This window comes from Streptomyces curacoi (genome assembly GCF_001513975.1).
Lineage (GTDB): Bacteria > Actinomycetota > Actinomycetes > Streptomycetales > Streptomycetaceae > Streptomyces > Streptomyces curacoi.
On sequence record NZ_KQ947986.1, the window covers coordinates 641,356 to 665,014 of the forward strand.

Sequence of the window (23,659 nt, forward strand, 5' to 3'; positions counted from 1 at the left end):
CCGGTGCTCCGGGAGAGTCGGTGTGCCGTGGTGCGAGCTCTGGGGTTGGTAACGGTGCGGGGTTCGTACGGTGTGTCGCGTACCCCTGGCGCTCTGAGTACCCATCGTGGCGCCACCCCATGGCCGCCCGCCGGGGTTGCGCCCGTCACAGCCGGCCCGGGCCGTCCTGGGCGGCCTTGCGGTCGGCGGTGCGGTCGGCCGGGCGGGGTGGCCGTACGGATCAGCCCTCCCCGGTGGGCGTCCTGCGGCGCAGCCGGTACACCGCGCCGCCGAGCGCGCCCGCGATCAGCAGGCCGCCGGCGACCAGGGCGGGGACGGAGTCGGTGAAGGTGCCGCCGGCGCCGGCCCGTACGCCGTGCGGGACCTGGGTGTGGCCGCAGGCGTCGTCGTGATGCTCGGGGCAGGGCCGGTGGCTGCTGCGGCCGTGATCGCCTCCGCCGCCGCGGGCCACCGTGAAGGTCGCGCTCCACGGCTTGCCCTCACCGCCGTGGGCCGCAGGGCAGGTGCCGTCGACCGTCCACGCGGAGTCCGCTCCCGTCGCGTCCGGGCCGCCCTCGAAGTTCTCGGCCGGGGAGATACGCGCGGTGCCGCTGTAGGCGGGCCCGGTGGCCTTGTCGTCATTGCCGGGGACGCGCTTCAACTGGACGGTGCCCTCTTCGAACGCCTGCGAGGTGGCGTCGATGGTGGCGGGAGCGTGCCCGCCGACGGGGTCGCAGGCGACCGAGACGGTGACGCTGCCGCCCGGGGAGACGGTCCTCGGGCTCACCTCCGCGGCCGGGTCCGCGGAGGCGGCCGAGGCGGCGATGCCCAGGACGGCACCGGCCACAGCGGCGACGGGCAGAGCACGGGCGGTGCGGCGCATGGGCTGAGCTCCTTCGGCCGGCGACTGCGGGGACACGGCGGTCGTGCCCCCGCAGTCATGACAGCCCGCCCGAGGGCCGGGCGCGCGCGGCCGGGCCCCATTCGCGCGACGGGGGCGGCCGAGCGGGTGACGTCGAGGGGTGCGGGCGAGGCGGCCGCAGCGACCCGGGCCTCCGCCCCCACCCGTCAGTTCAGCAGCGCCGCCAGGTCCCGCTCCAGCCCGCGGCCCCGCCTGCTGACGACGCCGGACGCGACGTCCGACAGCTTGCGGTTGGTGCCCTGCGAGATGCGGCGCAGGACGCCGAAGGCGGCGTCGGCGTCGCAGCCGAGGACGTGCATGACGATGCCGCAGGCCTGGTCGACGACGGGCCGGGAGCGCAGGGCGGTGCCGAGGTGGTCGAGTTCCGTGAGGGCGGCGCGGTAGGAGCGGTCGCGGACCAGGCAGCTCGCGGCGAATTCACCGAGGGCGTGCACGGGTCCGTGCGGGGCGCCGTCCAGGGCGCCGGGCCGGAAGCTGTAGAGACTGAGGGTCACCGTCAGGCCGGGGCGGCGGAAGGGGAGCGTGACGCTGGAGCGCACGCCCGAGTCGAGCGCCATGGCGCGGTACTCCGGCCAGCGCTCCTCGCGCAGCAGGTCGGCCGAGTCGACGGGCTTGCCGCGTTCCAGGGCGGCCGGGATGGGCCCGTCCCCGGAGCGGAGCTGCACGGCGACCAGTCCGGCGAGGTCGGGATGGGTGACGGCGCCGGGCCGCTCGGCACCCGCCTCGGACACGAGGCTGCTCGCGCCGCAGCAGTCGGCGGTGCAGCGCACGGCCTGCTCGGCCAGTTCGGACAGTCTGCGGCCCGGAAGGGCGGCTTCGGCGGACTCGTCTCCGAAGTGACCCACATGGTCGTGAGCGGGCATCCTCAACTCCTCCTTTCCCGTGCGCGTTCCCGGTCCCGCGCGGGGAAAACAGCGGGAGAGCAAGGGGATCCGGTCGCCTCCTCCGCCTCCCCGCGGGCTGTTGCGGCGAGCTAGGTTCTCTCCCATGGCGCAGACGGACGAATTCGGTGAAGAGCTCGCGGATTTCGTGCGCCGCGTCGCGGAACTCAAGGCGGCCCGCTCCCTGTCGGGCGGTGATCTGCCGACGGTTCTGGACGCGGCCATCTTCGAACTCGATCACGTGGCCGACCAGTTGTGGCCGTGGTACGAGCGACTGTCCTCGGGCCGGCTGCCCCGTACGGCGTCCTCCGACCGCCAGGAGCAGCATCTGCTGCGCGCGGTGTTCCAGCGGTTTCCGCTGCCGGTGGCGCTGGTCGACCGGGAGGCGGTGGTGCGCCGCCTGAACTTCGCGGCGACGTCCTTCACCGGCGTCCGGGCGGGCTATGCGACGGGTCGCCCGCTGACCGGGTTCCTCGCCCACGCCGACCGGGCGGCGTTCCGTTCCCAGGCCGCGGCGGTGGCGCGCGGCGAGGGCGACCGCAGCCTCACCGTGCACCTCCAGCAGCGCCCGTCCGCCCGGGTCCACGCGACCCTGGCCGCCGTACGCCCGAGCGGGGAGCCGCACACCACGGTGCTGGTGGTGCTGCAGCCCGGCGACCTCCCGGCATCCGGCGCGCCGGCCCCGGCCGCCACGTCGGCGCTCCAGGTCCCCGACCTCACCGAGGCCACCCGGCACGCGGCCCTGATGGACCTCCTGGACGAGATGACGACGACGCTGCTGACCGCGGCGCGCGGCGACCGAGAGGCGGTCCTGCGGCAGGCGGCCCAGGTTCTGCACGGCCGGTTCGCCGACTGGGTGATCGTCGACACGGGCACGGCCGGCACAGGCACGAGCGGGCTCTCCCGTACGGCGGTGCTGGCCCCGTCCGAGGAGGAGGCGAAGGCGCTGGCCGCCCAGGCCCCCACCAGGTGCCCCCTGGTCCTGGAGACGGCACGCACCGGCTCGGCGGCCGTGCAGGTCCGCCCGGCGGACCCGGACGCCTTCGGCCACGACCCGCAGGGCGCCCCGGTCCTCGTACAGGCGAACGTCACCTCACTGCTGTGCGTGCCGCTGGCCGTCGAGGGGACCGTGCACGGCGTCCTGACCCTGTTCAGGTGCGGGGCTCGCCTGGCGTTCTCCATGGCGGAGGCGCAGGCCATGGACATGATGTCCCGCCACATGTCACTGGCGGTGGCAGCAACGTCCTGAACGGCGTCCCTGTCGTGAAGGGCATCCCTACGGCGACACCGAGACCGGCACCGGCACCGGCACGAGCTCCGGCACCCGGGCCCTAGGCCACATCACGGAGTACCTGTTCCCGCAGCCGGCTGCAGCACCGGCTGATCAGCCGGGACACGTGCATCTGCGAGATGCCCAACTGCTCGGCGATCCGGCTCTGCGTCATGTCCCCGAAGAACCGCATGTACAGAATCGCCCGCTCACGCTCGGGCAGCGCGGCCAGCCGGGGCTTGACGGCCTCACGGTCCACCACGGTGTCCAGCGCGGGATCGGCGGAGCCCAGCGCGTCACTCAGCGAGTATCCGTCCTCGCTGCCGGGCAGCTCCGCGTCCAGCGACAGGGCGGTGAAACTCTCCAGCGCCTCCAGACCGACCCGGACATCGGCCTCGCTCATGTCGGCGTGCTCGGCGATCTCGGCGACCGTGGGCCGGCGGCCCGAGACGGTCTGCAGGTCCTGGACGGCGAACCGCACCCGGTTGCGCAGATCCTGCACGCGCCGGGGCACGTGCAGCGTCCACATGTGGTCGCGGAAGTGCCGCTTGATCTCACCGGTGATGGTGGGCACGGCGTAGCTCTCGAAGGCGTTGCCGCGCTCGGGGTCGTACCGGTCGACGGCCTTGACCAGCCCGAGGGCGGCCACCTGCCGCAGATCCTCGAAGCTCTCGCCACGGCTGCGGAATCGTCCGGCGAGCCGTTCGGCCATGGGCAGCCACGCCTCGACGATCTTCTCCCGGATGGTGTCGCGCTGCTGCCCCTCGGGCAGCGTGGCGAGCTTGCGGAAGTCCTCGGCGGTGTCGGGGGCGTCGTCGTGGGGGTGGTGCTTCGCGCTCACTGAAGTGGGCATGTTGCGTCGCAACTCCCTTGGTTGTGCTCTGGGTTGGACGGTCACCGCGGGAGTGCGGGCGCATACCGGAACCGGACACACCCGTGGCGGGGAATCGCCGCTCCCACGGACGTGCCTCCTGTCCGAAGCACTGTTCCTTCGCCTGCCCTGACGTCCGGGCCGCAAACACCCGGGCAGGTTTTCCGCCTGTCCGCGGGGTCACTCGTAGTGCCGCGCAGTCCCCCCTCAGTCCAGGAGGTCCCGCATGAGCACCAAGGTCGCCGACCACGTCCTGCAGCGCCTGCGCGAGTGGGGTGTGGAGCATGTCTTCGGCTATCCCGGCGACGGCATCAACGGTCTGCTCGCCGCCTGGGGCCGGGCCGAGAACCAGCCCCGCTTCATCCAGTCCCGGCACGAGGAGATGTCCGCGTTCCAGGCGGTCGGTTACGCCAAGTTCAGCGGCCGTGTCGGAGTGTGCGCGGCGACGTCCGGCCCGGGCGCGATCCACCTCCTCAACGGCCTGTACGACGCCAAGCTCGACCACGTCCCCGTCCTGGCGATCGTCGGCCAGACGCACCGCACCGCGATGGGCGGCTCGTATCAGCAGGAGGTGGACCTGCACACGCTGTTCAAGGACGTCGCCTCGGACTTCGTGGAGACGGTGACGGTCCCCGAGCAGCTGCCGAACGTCCTGGACCGGGCGATCCGCACCGCGTACGCGCGCCGCGCCCCCACGGCGATCATCATCCCCGGCGATGTGCAGGAGCTCGACTACTCGCCGCCGACGCACGAGTTCAAGATGGTGCCGTCCAGTCTGGGCCGCAGTTCCTGGACCGCGATCCCCTCGGACGACTCGATCCGCCAGGCGGCCGAGATCCTCAACACCGGTGACAAGGTGGCGATCCTGGTCGGCCAGGGCGCGGCCGGCGCGAGGGCCGAGGTGGAGCAGGTCGCCGAACTGCTCGGCGCCGGCGTGGCCAAGGCGCTGCTCGGCAAGGACGTGCTGAGCGACGAACTGCCGTATGTCACCGGCGCGATCGGCCTGCTGGGCACCCGTCCGTCGTACGAGCTGATGCGGGACTGCGACACGCTGCTGACCATCGGCTCCTCCTTCCCCTACACGCAGTTCCTGCCGGACTTCGGCAAGGCGCGGGGTGTGCAGATCGACATCGATCCGCACATGGTGGGCATGCGCTACCCGTACGAGGTGAACCTCGTCGGCGACGCGAAGGCGACGCTGGAGCGGCTGATCCCGTTGATCGAGGGCGGCCGTGGGCGCGAGTGGTTCGACACGGTGTGCGACAACGTGGCGCACTGGCGGGAGGTCATGGAGCGGCGGGCGCACCTGTCGGCCGATCCGATCAACCCGGAGTACGTCGCCCGTGCCCTGGACCCGCTGCTCCCCGAGAACGCGATCATCAGCTCGGACTCGGGTTCGGCGGCCAACTGGTACGCCCGCCATCTGACGATGCGGCCCGGCATGCGTGCGTCGCTGTCCGGGACGCTGGCGACGATGGGCTGCGGGGTGCCGTACGCGATCGGCGCCAAGTTCGCCCACCCGAACCGGCCGGCGATCGCGCTGGTCGGCGACGGCGCGATGCAGATGAACGGCCTGGCGGAGCTGATCACGGCCGCGAAGTACAAGGACCAGTGGGACGACCCGCGCCTGGTCGTCGGCGTGTTCAACAACCACGACCTCAACCAGGTCACCTGGGAGATGCGCGCCATGGAGGGCGCCCCGTCCTTCCTGCCGTCCCAGGAGATCCCCGACGTCCAGTACGCCGCCTTCGCCCGCTCCCTCGGCCTGACCGGCATCCGGGTGGAGAAGCCCGAGGACGTCGAGGCGGGCTGGCGCGCCGGGCTGGAGGCGGACGGCCCCGCGGTGATCGAGTTCCTCACGGACCCGGCCGTACCGCCGATCCCGCCGCACGCAACCTGGGACCAGATGGAGGCGACGGCCGCGTCGATCCTGAAGGGGGACGCGGACCGGGGGTCGATGGTCAAGCAGGGGTTCAAGGCGAAGATGCAGGAGTTCCTGCCGGGGCGGGAGAAGCGGCGGGACTGACGGTGGTGTAGGGCGCTGAACAGTTCACCGAACTGTTCAGCGCCCTGCCTCGAATTCGGCCGTGGTGCCGCGCAGCACGAGGTGCGGGGTGAGGACGACCTCGCGGTGTTCGGCGCGGCCCTCGTCGAGGCGTTCGACGGCCGCGGTCACCGCGTCCCGGGCCTGCTCGCGGGCGCTCTGGCTGACGGTCGTCAGGTTGAAGCAGCTCAGCCGGGAGAGCAGGTCGTCGTCGTAGCCGGCCACGGACACCTGGCCGGGGACGGCGACACCGGCGCGGGCGAGTGCCGTCAGGACGCCGATGGCGCACTGGTCGTTGAACGCGATGACCGCGATGGGCAGGCGGGGAGCGTCCAGGAGCTGCCGGACGGCGCGTTCGCCGGCCGCCTCGGTGTTGTCCCCGGCGACGACCCGGATGTGGTCGTCCAGGCCGTGCCGACGCATGGCGGTGCGGTGGCCGCGCCGCCGGTCGGTGGCGATGACGCCCTTGCCGCCGTCCACGTAGGCGATCTCGCGGTGGCCGAGTCCGACCAGGTGGTCGACGATCTGTCCCACGCCGTCGTCGTCCGCGGTGCGTACGACGTCCAGGGCGGCGCCCGTGATCCGACGGCCGACGGCGATGGCGGGGGCCTTGTTGTCGAGGACGGCGAGCGTGTCCGAGGGCGCGGTGGGGCCGAGCAGGATCAGGGCCTCGCTGCGGAAGGCCAGCAGCGTGTCGACGGCCCGTCACGCGAGCCACCTCCTGGCCGCGGCGTCCCCCGGCAACGCCTCCGACCCCAGCACCTGGCCGCGCTGGCCCGGCCTCCTCCCCCACCTGCTGGCCATCGCGCCGACGGACCTGACCGTCGCCGGCCCCCGTATGGCCGCTCTGGAGGCCCGCCGCTTCCTGGCCGACCACGGCGAGCAGCCCAAAGCCCTGGCGCGGCTGGAGGAACTGCACGACGCCTGGGCGGCCCACCTCGGGCCGGACCACCAGCACACGCTGTGGGCCGGCGCCCACCGGGCCCGGGTCGGTGCGGAGACCGGCCACAGGGAGGCGGCGAAGCGGCTGCTGACCGAGGTGTACTCACGGCAGCGACGCGTGCTGGGCGAAGGGCATCCCGACACCCTCAGCACCGCCCTCCTGCTCGCTGCCCCGGAGCAGCAGCCCTCTCAGTGACCCAGCGCCGCCCCCTCCGGCCGGTCCTCGTCCTTCTCCTTCGGCAGCAGCAGATCCTCATAGCGGCCCAGTGCCAGCACCACGCCGAGCATGAGGATCGGGAGCAGCACAGCGAGTAGCGCCATGGCCTGGTCCTTCCCCGGAACGTGCGTGGGGGGTGGAGATCGGGTCTCCCTCCTTCCGGGGTGCAAACCCTGTGTCGACCCCCGGTGCGCGGGTACGCGGTGCGGACCCCCGAAGATCTGGAGGGAGTCATGCAGCGAGGCAGCGACCGGCTGAGCGTTCACCGTGACGACGAGATGAAGCACGAACTGCAGGGCCTGCTGAGGTCCGGCCACCCCACCCGGACCGAGGAGTGGCACGACCCGGAGCCGACGGCCGACGACGACCCGGCGGTGGCGCACGGGCCGGTGGGGTGGCCGGGGCCCTCGGCGGCGTCCCTGGAGACGATCCGGCTGGAGCTGGCGCGGATTCTGGGCCGCAGCGCCTTCCCGGCAACCCCGCGGGAGCTGACCGACGCGCTGCGCCGCGGATACGCGCCCGACGCCCTTGTCGAGCCGGTGGAGCGGCTGCCGCGCACTGCGCGCTTCGCCAACGTGCAGGAGCTGGCCGAGGCCCTGACCGGGGCCGGGCCGTCCGGCCGGCGGAGGAACGCATAGGGGACCGGTCGGTGGGTACTGCGGCGGGGTCACGCCGACCCGGCCGCAGTACCGGTACCGGCCGGGGCAACGCAGGAAGGGCCAGTGATGGCTGATTTCGTGAGGGACGTCATGACACCGGGCGTGGTCGCCGTCCGCCCGGACGCCTCGCTCGTGGAGGCGGCGCAGCTGATGCGCGCGCAGGACATCGGCGATGTGGTGGTGGCCGACGGACAGCAGGTCGTGGGTGTGCTCACCGACCGTGACATCACGGTGCGGGCGGTCGCGGACGGCGCCGATCCGCTGACGGTGAGCGCGCAGTCGGTGTGTACCAGGGACCCGGTGATGGTCGACCCCGGTGAGCGGGTGTCCGTCGCGGTCGCGCTGATGCGCGAGCACGCCGTACGCCGGCTGCCGGTCGTCGAGGACGGGCTGCCGGTCGGCGTCGTCAGTCTGGGGGATCTGGCCGAGACCCAGGATCCCGGCTCGGCGCTGGCCGAGATCAGCCGTGCAGCGCCGGACCAGTGAGGCCCATGGGACGGGACCAGGCCGCCGAGATCAGCGCCTCCGGCGTCACCGTGGATGTCGGTGACGCCACGGTCCGCTATCTGCTGTACGGACTGCTGCCGAGCTGGTTCGTGCCGGGCCTCGCCGACTGGTGGATGCACCGGCGGACCCGGATCGAGGAGACCGCGGGCACCAAGGAGTCGCTGATCCACTCGCTGATGATGGCCGAGGTGGGGCTGCCCATCGCGCTGACCCTGCGCTACGAGGTCAATCCGCTGCTGCTGAGTGCGCAGCTGGGCGCGACCGCGGCGCACGAGGCGACGGCGCTGTGGGACGTACGCACGGCCGTCGACAGCGACCGCGAGGTCAAGCCGGTCGAGCAGCACATCCACAGTTTCCTGGAGTCGCTGCCGTTCGCCGCGCTGGCCTCGCTGATGTGTCTGCACGCCGACCAGGTGAAGTCCCTGCTGCGCGGCGGGCGCGGCGATCCGGACGCGTGGCGTCTCGTACCGCGCCGGCGGCCGCTGTCCCGCGGTTATCTCGCGGGCATCGGGGTCGCCATCGGCGCCTGTGTGCTGCTGCCGTACGGCGAGGAGCTGCTGCGCTGTGTGCGCGCCCGCAGGCGGGACAAGAAGCGCGTCACGAGCGACGAGGCCCGTTTCCGGGCCACGGAAGGACGTTGAACCATCATGCGTATCGCATTTCTGACCGCACCCGAGGGCGTCGAGCAGGTCGAGCTCACCGATCCGTGGCAGGCGGCGGTGGACGCGGGCCACGAGCCGGTGCTGGTGTCGACGAAGCCGGGCACGATCCAGGCGTTCCACCACCTCGACAAGGCGGAGAAGTTCCCCGTGCAGGAGGTCGTGGGCGAGGCGTCGGCCGACTCCTTCGACGGGCTGGTCCTGCCGGGCGGGGTCGCCAACCCGGACTATCTGCGGATGAACCGCAAGGCCGTCGCGTTCGTGCGGGACTTCTTCGAGCAGGGCCGGCCGGTCGCCGCGATCTGCCACGCCCCGTGGACGCTGGTGGAGGCGGACGTCGTACGCGGCCGGGTGCTGACCTCCTGGCCGAGTCTGCAGACCGACCTGCGCAACGCGGGCGCCACCTGGGTCGACGAGCAGGTGCGGATCTGCGACCACGGCCCCAACAAGCTGGTCACCAGCCGTAAGCCGGACGATCTGAAGGCGTTCTGCGAGGCGTTCCTCGAGGTGTTCGCGAAGGAGGCCGCCTGATGGAGGACCGCAAGCAGCAGCAGCGGGAGGCCTTCCGGGCGGACGACCCGACGGCCGGGCCGCTCACCACCGACCAGGGTGTGGAGGTCGACCACACCGACGACTCGCTGAGCGTGGGTGAGCGCGGCCCGACACTGATGGAGGACTTCCACTTCCGGGAGAAGCTGACCCGCTTCGACCACGAGCGGATCCCGGAGCGGGTGGTGCACGCGCGGGGCGCGGGCGCGTACGGCTACTTCGAACCGTACGAGTCCTGCGCGGAGTTCACCCGCGCGGCCTTCCTCCAGGACCCGGCGGTGAGGACGCCGGTCTTCGTGCGGTTCTCGACCGTGCAGGGGCCGAAGGGGTCGGCGGACACCGTGCGGGACGTGCGCGGATTCGCGACCAAGTTCTACACGTCGGAGGGGAACTACGACCTGGTCGGGAACAACTTCCCGGTCTTCTTCATCCAGGACGGCATCAAGTTCCCGGACTTCGTGCACGCCGTGAAGCCCGAGCCGCACAACGACATCCCGACGGGCGCGTCCGCGCACGACACCCTGTGGGACTTCGTGTCGCTGCAGCCGGAGACGCTGCACGCGATCATGTGGCTGATGTCGGACCGGGCGATCCCCCGCAGCTACCGCATGATGCAGGGCTTCGGCGTGCACACCTTCCGGTTCGTGACCGCCGAGGGGCGCGGCACGTTCGTGAAGTTCCACTGGAAGCCGAAGCTGGGCGTGCACTCGCTGGTGTGGGACGAGGCGCAGGAGTGCCAGGGGCGGGACCCGGACTTCAACCGGCGCGATCTGTGGGACGCGATCGAGGCGGGCGAGTATCCCGAGTGGGAGCTGGGTGTCCAGCTCGTGCCGGAGGAGGACGAGTTCGCCTTCGACTTCGATCTGCTGGACGCCACGAAGATCATTCCGGAGGAGCAGGTGCCGGTGCGGCCGATCGGCCGGATGGTGCTGAACCGCAATCCGGAGAACTTCTTCGCGGAGACCGAGCAGGTGGCGTTCCACACGGCGAACGTCGTCCCCGGGATCGACTTCACCAACGACCCGCTGCTCCAGGCCCGCAACTTCTCCTACCTGGACACGCAGTTGATCCGGCTGGGCGGCCCCAACTTCACGCAGATCCCGGTGAACCGGCCGGTGGCGCCCGTACGCACCAACCAGCGCGACGGCTACCACCAGAGCACGATCCACCGGGGCACGAACTACTTCCCGAACTCTCTCGGCGGCGGCTGCCCGGCGCACGCCGGCGTGGACGGCTCCGCGTACACGCACTACGCCGAGCGGGTCGACGGCGCCAAGATCCGCCGGCGCAGCGCCAGTTTCCAGGACCACTACACGCAGCCCGCGATGTTCTGGAACAGCATGGCGGACTGGGAGAAGCAGCACATCGTCGAGGCGTTCCGATTCGAGCTCGGCAAGGTCGGGGCGAAGTCGGTAAGGGCCCGTACGGTCGAGCATCTCGCCAAGGTGAACGGCGGCCTGGCGACCGAGGTGGCGCGTGGCATCGGGGTGCCGGAGCCGTCCGCGACGCAGGCCGCGGACAAACTCTCCTCCCCCGCGCTGAGCCTGGAGTCGCTGCGCGGTGAGGGCTCCGTCCGCACCCGGCAGGTCGCGGTCCTCGTCGCGGACGGCGTCGACCCCGCGCAGGTGGCGTCCGTGCGGGAGGCGCTCACGGCCGAGGGCGCGATCGTCGAGACGCTGGCGGCGGCGGACGGCGCGGTCCCCGGGGACGACGGTGAACCGGTCGCGGTCGACCGTGCGCTGCCGACCGTCGCCTCCGTGCTGTACGACGCCGTACTGCTGCCCGGCGGGCCCGTGGGCACCCCGGCCACGGCCGCCGACCCGGACGCGATGCGCTTCGTGCGGGGCGCGTACCGGCACGGCAAGCCGGTGGGCGCGCTCGGCTCCGGTGTGGGCGTCCTGTCGTCCCTGGAGCCGGAGGGCGTACGGCTGTCCGCCGAGTTCCACCACACGGTGTCCGACCACGGCGTGGTGACGGACACCTCTCCGGGGCCGGCGAGCGAGGAGTTCCTCGACGCCTTCATCGCCGCCCTGTCGGCCCACCGCCACTGGGGCCGCCCGCCGGCGCGCTGCTGAGCCCGCCGGACGGGGTGACAAGAGCAGGTGCGCCGGGCCGAGGGACTAACGGGGTCCGCCCGGCGCACCGACGCGTCCGGCCGGCGCACCACGGACCCGAAGGGCGCGCACCGGGCATGGCCGACGGAGCCGGGCTGCCATGCCCGGCTCCCCGGCTTTCCGCACCCGTCGCCCTCCAGCGGCCCCCCGGCTTTCGGGCTGCTCAGTCCCCGCTGCGGTCGCGGGCGCCCTCGCGGGTCCGGCCAGGCGCCACCGTGCGGCGTGGGTTGCGGCGCAGGTACTCGCCCTCCAGCTGCGCCATGCGTTCGTTGTGGGCGCGCAGCGCGTCGTTCGAGCCGTACAGCAGCGTGTCGTGGCGCGTCCGGTGGATGGTCTCCAGCTCTTTCATGAGCTGCTGGTCGTCCAGCCGGCCGGGGTCGACTCCGGTCATCGTGGTGCCCCGCTCGTCGTGTTCAATCATGCGGTCCGGGTACCCGCCCGTCGAGCACACAGCACCCGAGCGGCGTACGGGAGAGAGCAATGGATCTCGCCTTTCTGCATCCACTGTACGAACACCCCGGCCCCTGGGCCTCCGTGTACGTCGACACTTCCAGGCATACGGAGGCCACGCCCCATGAGCGGCACCTGACCGCTCAGGCCCTGTCCCGGGAGCTGGCCGAGCAGGGCGCCGACGACGCGACCTGCCAGGCGGTGCGATCCGCGCTGGAGGGACTGGAGCACTCCTCCGAGCCCCATGGCCGCGCGGTCTTCGCCCGTGCGGGTGAGGTGGTCCTGGATCCGCCGCTGGCCCGCGCCCCGCTGCGCGACAGCGCGCACTGGGCGCCGCTGCCGCACACCGCGCCGCTCCTGGAGCTGGCGGGCGAGGACCCGGTCTGCGTGGTCGCCTACGTCGACCGCAAGGGCGCCGCCTTCGAGCTGCGCACCGCGCTGGGCCGGCAGGACGTCGGCTCGGTCACCGGCCGGCAGCATCCGATCCACCGGACGAGCACGGTCGACTGGTCCGAACGGCACTTCCAGCTCAAGGTGGAGAACACCTGGGAGCACAACGCGGCCGAGATCGCCGACGCGCTCACCGTCTGCCAGGAGGAGACCCGCGCGGACCTGCTGATCCTCGTCGGCGACGACCGGGAGCGGCGGACCGTGCACGAACGTCTGCCGCAGCGGCTGCACGACCTCGTGGTCGAGGCCCCGCACGGCACCGGCAGCAGGCTGCTCGACCAGGACGTCGAACAGGCCCGTCAGGAGCATGTACGGCAGCGGGCGGCGCGCGAGCTGGAGCGGTTCCTGGCGGCTCGCGAACCGGATGGCGAGGGGCGTGCCGGGGCGGTGGAGGGCGTGCCCGCGCTGATCGAGGCCGCCCGTGAGCACCGTATCGACGAACTCCTGATCCGCCCGGACGCCCCCGACGCGCACCGCGAGGTGTGGATCGGCGAGGATCCGGACCAGCTGGCGGTGCGCCGCACGGACCTGAAGATCCTCGGCGAACAGCACTCCTGGCCGGCCAGGGCGGACGACGCGCTGATCCGCTCCGCCGTCGCGACGGGTGCCGCGGCCCTGTCGGTCACCCCGGCGGACCCGGCCACGGAGCCCGCGGGCGGGCTGGGGGCGCTGCTGCGCTGGTCGTGAGCGGGCTGACCGGCGCTGCGGCCTGGGGGTCGTCAGCGCCGGTCAGCCGCTACCGCACTCGCTCCACCCGGCGTTCGTCCCACACCGGCTCCGGCGTCTCGCGCACCCGCCCGTCACTGCCGAAGACCAGGTAACGGTCGAAGGCGCGGGCGAACCAGCGGTCATGGGTGACGGCCAGCACGGTGCCCTCGAAGGTCTCCAGGCCCTCCTGGAGGGCCTCGGCGGACTCCAGGTCGAGGTTGTCGGTCGGCTCGTCGAGGAGCAGGGCCGTGGCACCCGCCAGCTCCAGCAGGAGGATCTGGAAACGGGCCTGCTGGCCGCCGGAGAGCCGGTCGAACGTCTGCTCGGCCTGGTTCGTCAGCTCGTAGCGGCGCAGTCGGGACATCGCGGCGCCCCGGTCCTGGGCGTGCTCCTTCCACAGGATGTCGAGGAGCGTGCGGCCGATGAGCTCGGGGTGCGCGTGCGTCTGCGCGAAGTGTCCGGGCACCACGCGCGCGCCGAGCTTCCACTCCCCCGTGTGGGCCACGTCCTCGCCGGCCAGCAGGCGCAGGAAGTGCGACTTGCCGGAGCCGTTGGAACCGAGGACGGCGACGCGTTCGCCGTAGAAGACCTCCAGGGAGAACGGCTTCATCAGGCCGGTCAGCTCCAGTCCCGTGCAGGTGACCGCCCGCACGCCGGTCCGGCCGCCCTTCAGCCGCATCCTGATGTCCTGCTCGCGCGGCGGCTCCGGCGGCGGTCCCGCCTCCTCGAACTTGCGCAGCCGCGTCTGGGCGGCCCGGTAGCGGGAGGCCATGTCGGGGCTGTTCTCGGCCGCTTGACGGAGTGTCAGCACCAGCTTCTTCAGCTGGGCGTGCTTCTCGTCCCAGCGCTTGCGCAACTCCTCGAAGCGGGCGAAGCGCTGCCGCCGGGCCTCGTGGTACGTCGCGAAGCCGCCGCCGTGCACCCAGGCGTCGGCGCCGGCGGGCGAGGGCTCCACGGAGACGATCTTCTCGGCCGCGCGAGCGAGGAGTTCGCGATCGTGGGAGACGAAGAGGACCGTCTTGCGGGTCTCCTTCAGGCGCTCCTCCAGCCAGCGTTTGCCGGGGACGTCGAGGTAGTTGTCGGGCTCGTCGAGCAGCAGCACCTCGTCCGTGCCGCGCAGCAGCGCCTCCAGCACCAGCCGCTTCTGCTCGCCGCCCGACAGCGTCCGCACCTGCCGCCACTGCGCCTTCTCGTACGGCACGCCGAGCGCGGCCGTGGTGCACATGTCCCACAGCGTCTCGGCCTCGTAGCCGCGCGCCTCGGCCCAGTCGGCGAGCGCCTGCGCGTACTTCAGCTGCGCGGCCTCGTCGTCGACGGTCATGATGGCGTGCTCGGCGACGTCGACGGCCTTCGCGGCCTCGCGGATGCGGGGCGGCGCGACGGACACGAGCAGGTCCCTCACGGTCGTGTCGTCCCGTACGGACCCGACGAACTGCCGCATCACACCGAGTCCGCCGCTGACGGTGACGGTGCCGCCGTGCGGTTTCAGCTCACCGGAGATCAGCCGCAGCAGGGTCGTCTTGCCGGCGCCGTTGGGCCCGACCAGCGCCACGACGGCGCCTTCCCCCACCCGGAAGGACACGTCGCCGAGCAACGCCCTCCCGTCGGGGAGGTAGTACTCGAGGTGCGCGGCTTCCAGATGTCCCATGGGGCTGCATTCTGAGGTCGGCCGGCGGCACCGGGCAAACGCTTATTCGCCCGCGCGTCCATCGGCCCGTCCGGCATTCGAGGACGAGGCCCGTTCAGGGCCGAAGCGGGGCCTACTCGGCCTCCACCACCCGCCCGGCGGGCCCGCCCTCCCCCGCCGGAGCCACCACGGCCCCCGCCCACGACAGCGCCTTCCAACCGTCGGACGGCGCCCCCTCCAGGATCACCACACCGGTGTTCTCCAGCGGGTGCGCGGCGGCGAAGGCGACGTCGACGTTGGCCGCCCGGGCCGCCGTCCACATACGGATGGCGGCGCCATGGCTGACCATGGCCACGGCCCCGGCACCACTGGCGGCGGCCTCCGCCACCACGGCGTCATAGCGTGCCAGCGCCTCCGCACCGCTCTCCCCGCCCGGCATGCGCAGCTCCGTGTCGCCGGCCGCCCAGGCGAACACCGTCTTCATGTAGAGCTCACCCTGTGCGGAGTCTCCCCGCACCATCTCCAGGTCGCCCGCGGCCAGCTCGCGGATGCCGTCGCGCACGAGCACGTCGAGGCCGCGGGCGGCGGCCAGCGGGGCGGCGGTGAGCCGGGTGCGGATCAGGGTGGAGGCGTAGACCGCCTCGATGTCCTCGTCGGCGAGCGCCTCGGGCAGGGCGGCGGCCTGGTGTTGACCGAGGGCGGTCAGGCCGGGGCCGGGGACGGCCGTGTCCAGCAGGTAGTCCACGTTCGAGGGGGTCTGGCCGTGGCGGATGAGGAGCAGGCGCATGGACGGGTTCCTCCGTGTGTCGGCCGCCGTCGGCCGGACAGCAATCGGCCACTTCAGGGTACCCAGCCCTGTATGAGCCCAGACGTCGACCTCACCGTCCCCAAGCCCGGCCGGCATGCCCTGCGCGACCGGCTCCTCGCCCTCGACTCCCGGGTGTTCGAGTTCGCCGCCGAGCAGCACTGGCCGTACGCCGAGCCGGTCCTGCCGCGGCTGACCCGGAGCGCGAACCACGGGGTGCTGTGGTTCGCGACGGCCGCGGTGATGGCCGCGAGCCGCACGCCCCGGGCCCGCCGGGCCGCGGTCCGGGGCCTGGCCTCGCTGAGCCTGGCCTCGCTGACCATCAACACCCTCGGCAAGCGGTCGGTGCGCCGCCCCCGCCCGGTCCTGGACCCCGTACCGCTGGTGCGGCAGCTGAAGCGGCAGCCGATCACCACCTCGTTCCCGTCGGGTCACGCCGCGTCGGCCGCCGCGTTCGCGACCGGGGTGGCCCTGGAGTCGCCGGCCTGGGGCCTGGCGGTGGCCCCGATCGCCTGGTCGGTGGCGCTGTCCCGGGTGTACACCGGCGTCCACTTCCCGAGCGACGTGCTGGCGGGAGCGGCCCTGGGCGCGGGTGCCGCGTTCGCGGTGCGGGGCATGGTGCCGACGCGTGAGGGGCTGATCCCACCGGCCCGGCCCCGTACGGACGTGCCGGCGCTGCCGGACGGAGACGGCCTGGTCGTGGTGGCCAACAAGGGGTCGCGCACCGCCGACCGGGTGCACGCCCTGCTGGACCTGCTGCCGCGCGCCGAGCTCGTCGAGTGCGAACCGGCCGACATCGCGGCCGAGTTGCGCAAGGCGGCGGGCCGCGCCCGGGTGCTCGGCGTGTGCGGCGGCGACGGCACGGTGAACGCGGCCGCCGAGGTGGCGCTGCGGCACGGTCTGCCGCTCGCGGTGCTGCCGGGCGGCACGATGAACCACTTCGCCCACGACCTGGGCGTGGAGGGCGAACGCGATCTGAGCCGGGCCGTCCAGCGGGGCGAGGCCGTGCGCGTGGACGTGGGCCGGTTCACCAGCGACGGGCAGCAGGGTCTGTTCCTCAACACGTGCAGCCTCGGCGTGTATCCGGAGCTGGTGCGCGAGCGGGACCACTTCTCGCCCCGGATCGGCGCCTGGCCGGCCGGCGTGTTCGCGGCCCTGCGCGTCCTGCGCACCGGACGCCACCCGCTGCACGCCGAGGTCAGCGGTCGCGCCCACCCCTTGTGGCTGCTGTTCGCCGGGAACGGCACCTACCACCGGATGGGGCTGGCGCCCGGCCGCCGGCTGGACCTCGCGGACGGCGTGCTCGACGTACGGGTCGTGCACGGCGGACGCCGCCCCGCCCTGCGCCTGCTCGCCGCCGCCCTCGCCGGCCCGCTGACCCGCTCCCCGGCTCATGCGGCGGTCCAGGTGCGCCGACTGCACCTGTCGGGCGTCACACCGGGCGCGCTCCTCGCCTACGACGGCGAAGTGACCGAGGTGGGCGGTGATGTGACGCTGGAGAAGCTCCCGGAGGCGCTGACGGTCTACCGCCCGCTGCCAGGTTCCTGATCATCCGTCAGTCCAGATAGCAAAACGCAGGTCTCACCATTCGACATGCGGGCGTACGGTGTCGTGTACCGCCCGGCGGGGCCGCACGCCCCGTGAGCCGGTACGACGAGACGAGGGGACCAGCCATGCCGAAGCCACAGGAGACCGCCGTCTACACCCACGGGCACCACGAGTCCGTGCTGCGTTCCCACACCTGGCGCACCGCGGCCAACTCGGCGGCCTATCTGCTCGGCTCACTGAAGCCTCACATGCGGATCCTGGACGTCGGCTGCGGCCCGGGCACGATCACCGCCGACCTGGCGGCCCTGGTCCCCGACGGGCACGTCACCGGCGTCGACCGGGCGCCCGAGATCCTGGACCAGGCCCGGGCCACGGCCGCCGGACGCGGGCTGACCAAGGTCGCGTTCGCGGTCGCGGACGTGCACGCCCTGGACTTCCCGGACGACACGTTCTGCGTGGTCCATGCCCATCAGGTACTCCAGCACGTCGGTGATCCGGTCGGCGCGCTGCGCGAGATGAAGCGGGTCACGAAACCGGGCGGGCTGATCGCGGTCCGCGACTCGGACTACGCCGCCATGACTTGGTACCCCGCATCCCCGGGGATGGACGACTGGCTGGATCTGTACCGCCGGGTCGCCCGCGCCAACGGCGGCGAGCCGGACGCCGGACGCCGGCTGAAGTCCTGGGCGCTGCGGGCGGGGTTCACGGACATCACCGCCACCTCGGGCACGTGGACCTTCTCGACGCCGCAGGAGCGGGCCTGGTGGAGCGGGCTGTGGGCGGATCGCACCCTGGCCTCGGCCTATGCCGAGCGGGCCACCGAGGGCGGCCACGCGAGCGCGGAGCGGCTGCGGGCCGTGTCGGAGGCCTGGCGGGCGTGGGGGCGGCAGGAGGACGGCTGGTTCAGCGTGCTCCACGGGGAGATTCTGTGCCGTAAAGACGCCTGAATCGCGCTTTTCTGGTAACTCGGTGAGCAGGAGGTCAAACTATGGTTCCTATTCTGCTCGTACTGCTTCTGGCCCTGATTCTCTTCGGTGCCGGATTTGCAGTGAAGGTACTGTGGTGGATCGCGATCGCGGTTCTCGTACTGTGGCTGCTGGGTTTCCTGATGCGTGGTACGACCGCGGCAGGAGGCAGGGGTCGCTGGTATCGGTGGTGAGAAAAGGGGTCAGAAGTCGGTAGTGAATTGATTTCACTCCCTGGGAAGCAGCGGTCCCAGCGGCCCGAGGTCCAGATTCAGGTCCTCGGGCCGCAGTCCGTAGCGCTCGCGCAGCTCGGTCATACGGTCGTCGAGCAGCATCAGGGTCAGACCGATGCGTTCCTCCTGCTCCTCGCTCAGGTCACCCGCGTCGAAGCGGCGCAGCGCCTGGCGCTCCATGAGCTGGCGCAGCAACTCCACGACCGTCAGGACGAGCTTCACGAGGTCGCGTTCCACGGTGTCGGGTTCGAGGTCGAGCCGGTTGCGGCGTGACGTCACGTCAACTCTCCCAGGGCGAGGGGACCTGCTCGTTCACCGAGCTGATCAGGGCGTTCAGGTCGATACGGACGAGATCTACGTCCGCGATGCGCAGGGTGATGTCCCCCTTGACGACGACGCCCCCGGCGAGCAGCCGGTCGAGCAGGTCCACCAGGGCGATCTCCCGGCGTTCGACGACGGTCACGGCCCCACCTCCGGATCCTCGGCGAACTCCCCCGTGAAGGAATAGGCCGCCCACGGCCCGGTGAGTTCGACCCGGATTCCGGGAGCGTCGTCCTTCTCCCGGTCCACCAGTTCCACGAATTCCTCGGAATCCGCGCGCGGCACCAGATAGGCGGCGTTGAGCACGTTCTGCCCGGACGCACCGGAAAGCGCGGCGTTCTGCGGGGCATGCAGCCGGGAATCCTCGGCGAACGAGGAAAGCGTCTCGTGCAGTCGGCCGGCGAATTCGGCGGCCCGCTGCCACACGTCCTCCCGGGCCCGGGTCTGCATCCGGCGGCGACGCAGATAGTCACGGCCCGACATGGCCTTCGCGTCCGGCCGGTCGGTCTTCGCCGGCCGGTCGGTCTCCGTGGGCTCCGTGGGTTTCGCGGACTGCGGGGACTGCGCTGACTCCGGTTCGGCGTACACCTTGACGCCCCACTCCACCCGGCCCTCGAGCCGGTCGAGGACGCGCCGGAAGTCGTCCTCGCGGGCTTCCATCATGCTGCGTACGCCGCTGTCGTCCCGGAAGACGGTGGCGAGGCGCAGCGGCAGCGGTGTCGTGACCGCGGTGAGCGCGTCGATGACCTGCTGGTGGGCGCGGGCCGTCGTGCTGAGCCAGTCCAGGTCCTCCAGGTGGGCGCGGAGCGGCGCCTCGGCGAAGTCCGCCTCGGGCACCGTACTGACGACGGCGACCAGGCCGTGGTGCGTCAGCTGCTTCGGCGGCACGCCGGCGACCCCCGTCAGCTGGGCCTGGAGGGCGGAGCGAAAGGGGCGGCAGACGGCGTACACGTAGCGCAGTCCGGTCATGGGGCCTCCTCCTGTCCCCGGGCGGGCTCCAACTGGGCCAGGCGCTCGCGCAACTCGGCGTTCTCCCGGGCGAGTTCGTCGCGGCGGGCACGGGAGGACAGCGCCGGGTCGTCCTCCCACCAGTCGATGCCCATCTCCTTCGCCTTGTCGACCGAGGCGACGATGAGGCGCAGCTTGATGGTGAGGAGTTCGATGTCGAGCAGGTTGATCCGGATGTCGCCCGCGATGACCACGCCCTTGTCGAGCACCCGCTCCAGGATGTCGGCGAGGTTGGCGCCGCCGTCGCGGCCGTAGGGCTCGGGCAGCCGGCCGGGAGTCGTCATCGGCGGCTCCCGCCGTCGGCGTACTCGGTCTCCGGCTCCACCGCGTCCTCGTCCGGGTACTCCCCGTCCGCCTCCTCCGCGTATGCCGCTTCCCCTTCTTCCTCCTCTTCTCCTTCGTACGCCTCCTCGCCCTCCTCCGCGACCGCGTGCCGCGCGTCCTTCCCGAGGGTGAGGTGCCGGACGTAGTCCTTGAGGTCGAGGCGGGCCCGGCGCCGCGGGGTCCCCAAGAGGCTGCCGGTCCTCTCGAACAGGCCCTTGGGGTGGTACTCGACGACCAGCAGGACGCGGGTGAGGCTGTCGCCGAGCCGATGGAAGGAGACGACGCCCTGCGTGGTGCCCCTGGCCCCCTCCGAGGTCCAGGCAATGCGGTCGTCGGAGCTGTTCGCGCTGTCCGCGCCCTTCGCGAGGGTGCTGAAGTCCTCGTACCGGGTCCAGTGGTCGTAGGCGGTGCGCAGGGGGACGCCGACATCGACGTACTCGATGACGACGACGGGCCTGCCGCCCGTCCCGCTCTTGCTCTTTGCCTTGCCGCCGGCCAGGTTCCGCAGGGCGTCGGCCACGTTCTCCTTGGCGCGTGCGGCGCCGACCTCCAGCGCGCTGCGCAGCGGGCTCTTGCCCTCGGCGAGCTTGCGGCCGCCGTCGAGGGCGAGCCGGGCCAGGCCGGGGCTGCGGCCCTCGGCGAGGTCGTTCAGCCTGACCGTGGTCTCGCCGAGCTTGCGGCCCGCCCCGGCCAGCAGCCGCTGGGCCTGTACGGCGAGGTACTCCCGCAGTTCGGCCTTGAGCCGCTCGGCGGCCTCGCTGTGGGCGGCGTCGGCCAGCGGGCCGGTGGTACGTGCGGATCCGACCGTCTCGGTCATCGCTCACCACCGCCCCTCGGCAGCCGGGCCCGCGCACCGCGAGCGGCGCCGCGGGCCGCGGCGGTCTTCTTGGCGGCCGGCTTGCCACTCCCGGTCTTGGGCGCGGCCTTCTTCGCGGGTGCCTTCTTCGCGGTCGCCTTCTTGGCGGGTGCCTTCTTCGCCGTCGTCTTCTTGGCGGGTGCCTTCTTGGCCGCGGCCTTCTTGGCGGGCGCCTTTTTCGCCGGCGCGTTGGTGGCCGCCGCCTTCTTGGCGGGTGCCCTCTTCGCCGTCGCCTTCTTGGCGGGCGCCTTCTTCGCCGCGGCCTTCCGAGGCGGCTTCTTCTCGGCTTCAGACTTCTCGGCTTCAGGCTCCTCGGCTTCAGACTTCTCGGCTTCAGGCTCCTCGGCTTCAGACTTCTCAGCCTCAGGTTCCTCGGCTTCAGGCTCCTCAGCCTCAGGCCCCTCGTCCTCGGCACCCTCGGCCCCCGCAGGCCCGTCGGATTCCGCGGAGTCCTCGGAGTCCTCGTATTCCAGGGAGTCCTCGAATTCCTCGGGCTCCTCGTACCCCTCGAACTCCCCGTATCCCTCGGCCCCCTCCTCCTCCAGTCCGGGATCCGGTGCCTCCGGCTCCACCCCCGCCAACCGGTCACGCACGCGTTCGGTACGCCCGTGCAGCCGGTCGGCGAGTGCGTCGAGCCGTCGCTCGATCATGGCGCCCGGCGCCGCCCTGCCCACGCCGCGCAGGTCCTCGCGCAGCTGGTCCCCGATCTCCTCGAACTGCGGGTTGTTCCGCAGCTGCTGGGACACCAGGTCCGCGAGCGCCCGCGGGCTCAGCCGCATCCGCTTGCCGGCCGCCAGGGTGCCGACGGCGAACGCCAGTTTCATCTTCTTGGTACGTCCGAGGACGTATCCGGCCCCTACCGCGAGGCCCAGTCCCACTCGGTTCATCGTGCCGTCCCGTCACTCGTCCCGCGGCGCGCGCGCAAGGCCGGTCTCCAGCCGGTCGAGGAGCTCGTCCTCCCGGCGGTCGAACTCCTCCTCGTCGATCTCGCCCGCCGTCAACTGCTCCTCCAGCGCGGCCAGTTCGGCGCGCACCGCGGCCGGGTCGTAGTAGCGGCGCTCCGCCTCGGACAAGACCTGTCTGATCACCCATGCGCTGCCGCGCACGGGGGCGAACGGCAGCAGCAGTACCTCTCCGATCAGTCCCACGGCCTCACTCCTCCGCGCTCTCCGCGCCGATCGTGGTGCCCGCCGGCTCGGCGGGTCCGGGCTCGACGAAGCTGTACGGCGGCAAGGGGCCGTTGACGCGCAGTTCGAGGTGCGGATGGCCCTTGCGGAGCTGTTCCACGGCGGCGAGGAACGTCTCGACCTCGTCGCGGGCCACCAGGAAGGACACGTTGGCGAGCCAGCCGGTGGAGTCGGGGCCCACGCTGACCGCGTCCGCGGCCGGTTCCAGGGTGTGCTGCACATCGGTCGCGTCCTCGGCCTCCTGGGCCTTGACCGCGGCGACCACCATCTCGCCGAGCCGCAGACGCTGCTCGTAAGTGCCGCCGCCGGCCTGCCGGTTGGCCTCCGTCATGGCCCGGATCTCCGGGTTCTCGGACAGCACGCGGTGCAGGACGGCCTCTTCGGCGTGGGAGGCCTTGATGTTGTACTCGACCCTGCCGTCCAGGGCCCGCAACCGCTCCTTGTAGTGGTCGGCGCGTTCGGCCAGGACCGAGGTGACCGTGTCGTCGTCGGGGGCGATGCTGCCGAACCGCATCGGCAGCACACAGCCGGCCGCGCCCGCCTCGGCGAGCACGTTCGAGTGGGCGAGCAGTTCCTTGCGCTTGGGGCGCAGCCCTTCGGGGGCGTCGCTGACGAGGGCGGCCAGGTCGCCCTGCTTCAGCACGCGCACCGGGCGGGCCGGGTCGCCGATGCCGCCCATGTCCTTGGGGAGTGCGGGATGCGAGCTCGCGGTGATGCCGTACACGTACGTGCTCACTCCTGCTCCTCCTTCCTGCGCGCCGTCGTGGACTTGCGGGCGCGCGGCTTGGTTTCGCCCTCGCCTTCCTCCCGTGCCTGCTTGAAGGCGTCGGAGATGGTCTGGGCGGCGCCGGACAGCGCGCCCTTGGACTTGCCGCGCGCACCGGACTCGGTGATCTCGCCGACCATGTCGGGCAGGCCCGGGCTCTTGCGCGGCCCGGCCTCCAGGTCGAGCCGGTTGCACGCCTCGGCGAAGCGGAGATAGGTGTCGACGCTGGCGACGACCACCCGGACGTCGATCTTCAGGATCTCGATGCCGACGAGGGAGACCCGTACGAACGCGTCGATGACGAGTCCCCGGTCGAGGACGAGTTCCAGGACGTCGTAGAGGCCGCTGGAGCCGCCTCCGCCTCCGGTCTGCTGTGCCGGGACAACGGTCATGCCGGTTGTTCCTCCTTGTCTGGGGATGGTGTGACGGGCGTGGCCGGGCGGCCTAACGGCCGCCGGGCCTGTGTGCGTCGGAGCGTCCGCGTTCGTAGCGGCGGACACGGCGGTAGCCGGTGAGCTGTCCCTGGTGGTCGAGATCCACCTGGTAGCTCGCCAGCAGGCTCATCGTGTCGGGGACACGGGCCAGTTCCAGGACCTCGATCTCCAACACCCAGCCGTCCTCGGTCTGTTCGAACGAGGACACCGTCTCCGCGGCCTTGCCGGTGAGTTCGGCGAGCTGGGCGCGCGCCTGGCGCAGGATCTCCATGGGGGTCGGCATGTCGTCCGCCCCGCCCTGTCGTTGTCTGGATGATTTGGGTGTGTTCTGTGAATCAGTCATGGCGCCTCGAACGGCGAGTG

Annotated in this window: 28 protein-coding genes and 2 pseudogenes; 12 read left to right on the plus strand and 18 right to left on the minus strand. The window is 72.1% G+C overall.

The features are described from left to right. Positions 1 to 220: 220 nt before the first annotated feature. Together AQI70_RS12500 and AQI70_RS12505 are read right to left on the minus strand one after the other, a co-directional pair. Positions 221 to 862: a hypothetical protein gene (locus tag AQI70_RS12500; protein WP_062147672.1), complete on the minus strand. Its 642-nt coding sequence runs from the start codon at positions 860 to 862 to the stop codon at positions 221 to 223. Positions 863 to 1,047: 185 nt separating this feature from the next. After that, positions 1,048 to 1,764: an ANTAR domain-containing response regulator gene (locus AQI70_RS12505; protein ID WP_062147675.1), complete on the minus strand. Its 717-nt coding sequence runs from the start codon at positions 1,762 to 1,764 to the stop codon at positions 1,048 to 1,050. Between the two features lie 124 nt (positions 1,765 to 1,888). Here AQI70_RS12505 and AQI70_RS12510 point away from each other — a divergent pair, with 124 nt between their 5' ends. Beyond that, complete coding sequence (locus tag AQI70_RS12510) at positions 1,889 to 3,031, plus strand: GAF domain-containing protein (protein WP_062147679.1); 1,143 nt, start codon at positions 1,889 to 1,891, stop codon at positions 3,029 to 3,031. A gap of 82 nt (positions 3,032 to 3,113) precedes the next feature. Here AQI70_RS12510 and AQI70_RS12515 read toward each other — a convergent pair whose 3' ends face one another. Then, the gene (locus AQI70_RS12515; protein WP_062147682.1) at positions 3,114 to 3,905 is read right to left on the minus strand and encodes an RNA polymerase sigma factor SigF; all 792 of its coding nucleotides are present in this window, start codon (positions 3,903 to 3,905) and stop codon (positions 3,114 to 3,116) included. Between the two features lie 244 nt (positions 3,906 to 4,149). Between AQI70_RS12515 and AQI70_RS12520 the strand changes: the two genes are divergently transcribed. Further along, the gene (locus tag AQI70_RS12520) at positions 4,150 to 5,949 is read left to right on the plus strand and encodes a thiamine pyrophosphate-requiring protein (RefSeq protein WP_062147685.1); all 1,800 of its coding nucleotides are present in this window, start codon (positions 4,150 to 4,152) and stop codon (positions 5,947 to 5,949) included. Positions 5,950 to 5,985: 36 nt separating this feature from the next. Here the strand turns inward: AQI70_RS12520 and AQI70_RS12525 are convergent. Beyond that, positions 5,986 to 6,669 (minus strand): annotated as a pseudogene (locus AQI70_RS12525) (LacI family DNA-binding transcriptional regulator); the annotation flags it as partial. Here AQI70_RS12525 and AQI70_RS12530 point away from each other — a divergent pair. Beyond that, positions 6,599 to 7,105: a hypothetical protein gene (locus AQI70_RS12530; protein WP_062147688.1), complete on the plus strand. Its 507-nt coding sequence runs from the start codon at positions 6,599 to 6,601 to the stop codon at positions 7,103 to 7,105. The pseudogene AQI70_RS12525 and the gene AQI70_RS12530 sit on opposite strands and share 71 nt — an antisense overlap. Here AQI70_RS12530 and AQI70_RS40640 read toward each other — a convergent pair. Further along, positions 7,099 to 7,230, minus strand: coding sequence for a hypothetical protein (locus tag AQI70_RS40640; protein ID WP_279616751.1), 132 nt, complete (start codon positions 7,228 to 7,230; stop codon positions 7,099 to 7,101). The genes AQI70_RS12530 and AQI70_RS40640 overlap by 7 nt on opposite strands. Positions 7,231 to 7,359: 129 nt before the next feature. Here AQI70_RS40640 and AQI70_RS12535 point away from each other — a divergent pair, with 129 nt between their 5' ends. The 5 genes from AQI70_RS12535 (at position 7,360) to AQI70_RS12555 (ending at position 11,575) form a co-directional block, all read left to right on the plus strand. Next, positions 7,360 to 7,764, plus strand: coding sequence for a DUF2795 domain-containing protein (locus AQI70_RS12535; protein WP_037885863.1), 405 nt, complete (start codon positions 7,360 to 7,362; stop codon positions 7,762 to 7,764). An 87-nt stretch (positions 7,765 to 7,851) separates the two neighbouring features. Then, entirely contained in the window at positions 7,852 to 8,271 is a 420-nt protein-coding gene (locus tag AQI70_RS12540; RefSeq protein ID WP_062147691.1) for a CBS domain-containing protein, read from the plus strand. A gap of 5 nt (positions 8,272 to 8,276) precedes the next feature. After that, positions 8,277 to 8,933: a hypothetical protein gene (locus AQI70_RS12545; protein ID WP_062147695.1), complete on the plus strand. Its 657-nt coding sequence runs from the start codon at positions 8,277 to 8,279 to the stop codon at positions 8,931 to 8,933. 6 nt (positions 8,934 to 8,939) lie between these two features. Continuing rightward, entirely contained in the window at positions 8,940 to 9,482 is a 543-nt protein-coding gene (locus AQI70_RS12550) for a type 1 glutamine amidotransferase domain-containing protein (protein ID WP_062147698.1), read from the plus strand. Further along, positions 9,482 to 11,575 (plus strand): catalase, encoded by a 2,094-nt coding sequence (locus tag AQI70_RS12555; RefSeq protein ID WP_062147701.1) that lies wholly within the window; start codon positions 9,482 to 9,484, stop codon positions 11,573 to 11,575. The genes AQI70_RS12550 and AQI70_RS12555 overlap by 1 nt, the downstream gene beginning before the upstream one ends. Positions 11,576 to 11,777: 202 nt before the next feature. On the opposite strand, the gene AQI70_RS12560 is transcribed toward AQI70_RS12555, so the two are convergent. Next, positions 11,778 to 12,035, minus strand: a complete 258-nt coding sequence (locus tag AQI70_RS12560; protein ID WP_003996529.1) for a DUF6158 family protein — start codon at positions 12,033 to 12,035, stop codon at positions 11,778 to 11,780. Between the two features lie 59 nt (positions 12,036 to 12,094). On the opposite strand from AQI70_RS12560, the gene AQI70_RS12565 reads away from it, so the two are divergent. Then, entirely contained in the window at positions 12,095 to 13,201 is a 1,107-nt protein-coding gene (locus tag AQI70_RS12565) for a baeRF2 domain-containing protein (RefSeq protein ID WP_062147704.1), read from the plus strand. Positions 13,202 to 13,250: 49 nt separating this feature from the next. On the opposite strand, the gene AQI70_RS12570 is transcribed toward AQI70_RS12565, so the two are convergent. Continuing rightward, the gene (locus AQI70_RS12570; RefSeq protein ID WP_062147706.1) at positions 13,251 to 14,870 is read right to left on the minus strand and encodes an ABC-F family ATP-binding cassette domain-containing protein; all 1,620 of its coding nucleotides are present in this window, start codon (positions 14,868 to 14,870) and stop codon (positions 13,251 to 13,253) included. Between the two features lie 112 nt (positions 14,871 to 14,982). Beyond that, positions 14,983 to 15,636 carry a histidine phosphatase family protein gene (locus AQI70_RS12575; protein ID WP_062147709.1) on the minus strand — a complete coding sequence of 218 codons (654 nt, stop codon included), beginning with the start codon at positions 15,634 to 15,636 and terminating at the stop codon, positions 14,983 to 14,985. Positions 15,637 to 15,708: 72 nt separating this feature from the next. On the opposite strand from AQI70_RS12575, the gene AQI70_RS12580 reads away from it, so the two are divergent. From AQI70_RS12580 to AQI70_RS37290, 3 genes are all read left to right on the plus strand, one after another. Continuing rightward, positions 15,709 to 17,202 (plus strand): bifunctional phosphatase PAP2/diacylglycerol kinase family protein, encoded by a 1,494-nt coding sequence (locus AQI70_RS12580; protein WP_062147712.1) that lies wholly within the window; start codon positions 15,709 to 15,711, stop codon positions 17,200 to 17,202. A 125-nt stretch (positions 17,203 to 17,327) separates the two neighbouring features. Next, complete coding sequence (locus tag AQI70_RS12585; protein ID WP_062147715.1) at positions 17,328 to 18,149, plus strand: methyltransferase domain-containing protein; 822 nt, start codon at positions 17,328 to 17,330, stop codon at positions 18,147 to 18,149. A 41-nt stretch (positions 18,150 to 18,190) separates the two neighbouring features. Then, entirely contained in the window at positions 18,191 to 18,361 is a 171-nt protein-coding gene (locus tag AQI70_RS37290; protein ID WP_079051256.1) for a hydrophobic protein, read from the plus strand. 33 nt (positions 18,362 to 18,394) lie between these two features. Here the strand turns inward: AQI70_RS37290 and AQI70_RS12590 are convergent, their stop codons facing one another. The 10 genes and pseudogenes from AQI70_RS12590 to AQI70_RS12635 form a co-directional block, all read right to left on the minus strand. Then, positions 18,395 to 18,679, minus strand: a complete 285-nt coding sequence (locus AQI70_RS12590; RefSeq protein WP_003996536.1) for a gas vesicle protein K — start codon at positions 18,677 to 18,679, stop codon at positions 18,395 to 18,397. Between the two features lies 1 nt (position 18,680). After that, a complete protein-coding gene (locus AQI70_RS12595; protein WP_062147718.1) occupies positions 18,681 to 18,863 on the minus strand; it encodes a gas vesicle protein in 183 nt (60 codons plus the stop codon). Then, a complete protein-coding gene (locus AQI70_RS12600; protein WP_062147721.1) occupies positions 18,860 to 19,690 on the minus strand; it encodes a GvpL/GvpF family gas vesicle protein in 831 nt (276 codons plus the stop codon). Before AQI70_RS12600 ends, AQI70_RS12595 begins: the two co-directional genes overlap by 4 nt. Then, positions 19,687 to 20,013 (minus strand): gas vesicle protein, encoded by a 327-nt coding sequence (locus tag AQI70_RS12605; RefSeq protein ID WP_062147724.1) that lies wholly within the window; start codon positions 20,011 to 20,013, stop codon positions 19,687 to 19,689. Before AQI70_RS12605 ends, AQI70_RS12600 begins: the two co-directional genes overlap by 4 nt. After that, positions 20,010 to 20,870: an SRPBCC family protein gene (locus AQI70_RS12610; RefSeq protein ID WP_062147728.1), complete on the minus strand. Its 861-nt coding sequence runs from the start codon at positions 20,868 to 20,870 to the stop codon at positions 20,010 to 20,012. The genes AQI70_RS12605 and AQI70_RS12610 overlap by 4 nt, the downstream gene beginning before the upstream one ends. Beyond that, positions 20,867 to 21,796: a histone H1-like repetitive region-containing protein gene (locus AQI70_RS12615; protein WP_062147731.1), complete on the minus strand. Its 930-nt coding sequence runs from the start codon at positions 21,794 to 21,796 to the stop codon at positions 20,867 to 20,869. The genes AQI70_RS12610 and AQI70_RS12615 overlap by 4 nt, the downstream gene beginning before the upstream one ends. Then, positions 21,793 to 22,057, minus strand: a pseudogene (locus tag AQI70_RS12620) (gas vesicle protein GvpG). The gene AQI70_RS12615 and the pseudogene AQI70_RS12620 overlap by 4 nt, the downstream one beginning before the upstream one ends. A 4-nt stretch (positions 22,058 to 22,061) precedes the next feature. Beyond that, positions 22,062 to 22,832, minus strand: coding sequence for a GvpL/GvpF family gas vesicle protein (locus tag AQI70_RS12625; RefSeq protein WP_062147733.1), 771 nt, complete (start codon positions 22,830 to 22,832; stop codon positions 22,062 to 22,064). Beyond that, on the minus strand, positions 22,829 to 23,254 hold the full coding sequence (locus AQI70_RS12630; protein WP_003996544.1) for a gas vesicle structural protein GvpA: 426 nt from the start codon (positions 23,252 to 23,254) through the stop codon (positions 22,829 to 22,831). The genes AQI70_RS12625 and AQI70_RS12630 overlap by 4 nt, the downstream gene beginning before the upstream one ends. Before the next feature lie 52 nt (positions 23,255 to 23,306). Beyond that, positions 23,307 to 23,639, minus strand: coding sequence for a gas vesicle protein GvpO (locus AQI70_RS12635; RefSeq protein WP_079051257.1), 333 nt, complete (start codon positions 23,637 to 23,639; stop codon positions 23,307 to 23,309). Between the last annotated feature and the right edge of the window lie 20 nt (positions 23,640 to 23,659).

Excerpts from the sequence above, each read along its gene's own strand:
- AQI70_RS12500 (WP_062147672.1), bottom strand. The coding sequence starts at position 862 with ATGCGCCGCACCGCCCGTGCTCTGCCCGTCGCCGCTGTGGCCGGTGCC.
- AQI70_RS12505 (WP_062147675.1), bottom strand. The coding sequence starts at position 1,764 with ATGCCCGCTCACGACCATGTGGGTCACTTCGGAGACGAGTCCGCCGAA.
- AQI70_RS12510 (WP_062147679.1), top strand. The coding sequence starts at position 1,889 with ATGGCGCAGACGGACGAATTCGGTGAAGAGCTCGCGGATTTCGTGCGC.
- AQI70_RS12515 (WP_062147682.1), bottom strand. The coding sequence starts at position 3,905 with ATGCCCACTTCAGTGAGCGCGAAGCACCACCCCCACGACGACGCCCCC.
- AQI70_RS12520 (WP_062147685.1), top strand. The coding sequence starts at position 4,150 with ATGAGCACCAAGGTCGCCGACCACGTCCTGCAGCGCCTGCGCGAGTGG.
- AQI70_RS40640 (WP_279616751.1), bottom strand. The coding sequence starts at position 7,230 with ATGGCGCTACTCGCTGTGCTGCTCCCGATCCTCATGCTCGGCGTGGTG.
- AQI70_RS12535 (WP_037885863.1), top strand. The coding sequence starts at position 7,360 with ATGCAGCGAGGCAGCGACCGGCTGAGCGTTCACCGTGACGACGAGATG.
- AQI70_RS12540 (WP_062147691.1), top strand. The coding sequence starts at position 7,852 with ATGGCTGATTTCGTGAGGGACGTCATGACACCGGGCGTGGTCGCCGTC.
- AQI70_RS12545 (WP_062147695.1), top strand. The coding sequence starts at position 8,277 with ATGGGACGGGACCAGGCCGCCGAGATCAGCGCCTCCGGCGTCACCGTG.
- AQI70_RS12550 (WP_062147698.1), top strand. The coding sequence starts at position 8,940 with ATGCGTATCGCATTTCTGACCGCACCCGAGGGCGTCGAGCAGGTCGAG.
- AQI70_RS12555 (WP_062147701.1), top strand. The coding sequence starts at position 9,482 with ATGGAGGACCGCAAGCAGCAGCAGCGGGAGGCCTTCCGGGCGGACGAC.
- AQI70_RS12560 (WP_003996529.1), bottom strand. The coding sequence starts at position 12,035 with ATGATTGAACACGACGAGCGGGGCACCACGATGACCGGAGTCGACCCC.
- AQI70_RS12565 (WP_062147704.1), top strand. The coding sequence starts at position 12,095 with ATGGATCTCGCCTTTCTGCATCCACTGTACGAACACCCCGGCCCCTGG.
- AQI70_RS12570 (WP_062147706.1), bottom strand. The coding sequence starts at position 14,870 with ATGGGACATCTGGAAGCCGCGCACCTCGAGTACTACCTCCCCGACGGG.
- AQI70_RS12575 (WP_062147709.1), bottom strand. The coding sequence starts at position 15,636 with ATGCGCCTGCTCCTCATCCGCCACGGCCAGACCCCCTCGAACGTGGAC.
- AQI70_RS12580 (WP_062147712.1), top strand. The coding sequence starts at position 15,709 with ATGAGCCCAGACGTCGACCTCACCGTCCCCAAGCCCGGCCGGCATGCC.
- AQI70_RS12585 (WP_062147715.1), top strand. The coding sequence starts at position 17,328 with ATGCCGAAGCCACAGGAGACCGCCGTCTACACCCACGGGCACCACGAG.
- AQI70_RS37290 (WP_079051256.1), top strand. The coding sequence starts at position 18,191 with ATGGTTCCTATTCTGCTCGTACTGCTTCTGGCCCTGATTCTCTTCGGT.
- AQI70_RS12600 (WP_062147721.1), bottom strand. The coding sequence starts at position 19,690 with ATGACCGGACTGCGCTACGTGTACGCCGTCTGCCGCCCCTTTCGCTCC.
- AQI70_RS12605 (WP_062147724.1), bottom strand. The coding sequence starts at position 20,013 with ATGACGACTCCCGGCCGGCTGCCCGAGCCCTACGGCCGCGACGGCGGC.
- AQI70_RS12610 (WP_062147728.1), bottom strand. The coding sequence starts at position 20,870 with ATGACCGAGACGGTCGGATCCGCACGTACCACCGGCCCGCTGGCCGAC.
- AQI70_RS12615 (WP_062147731.1), bottom strand. The coding sequence starts at position 21,796 with ATGAACCGAGTGGGACTGGGCCTCGCGGTAGGGGCCGGATACGTCCTC.
- AQI70_RS12630 (WP_003996544.1), bottom strand. The coding sequence starts at position 23,254 with ATGACCGTTGTCCCGGCACAGCAGACCGGAGGCGGAGGCGGCTCCAGC.
- AQI70_RS12635 (WP_079051257.1), bottom strand. The coding sequence starts at position 23,639 with ATGACTGATTCACAGAACACACCCAAATCATCCAGACAACGACAGGGC.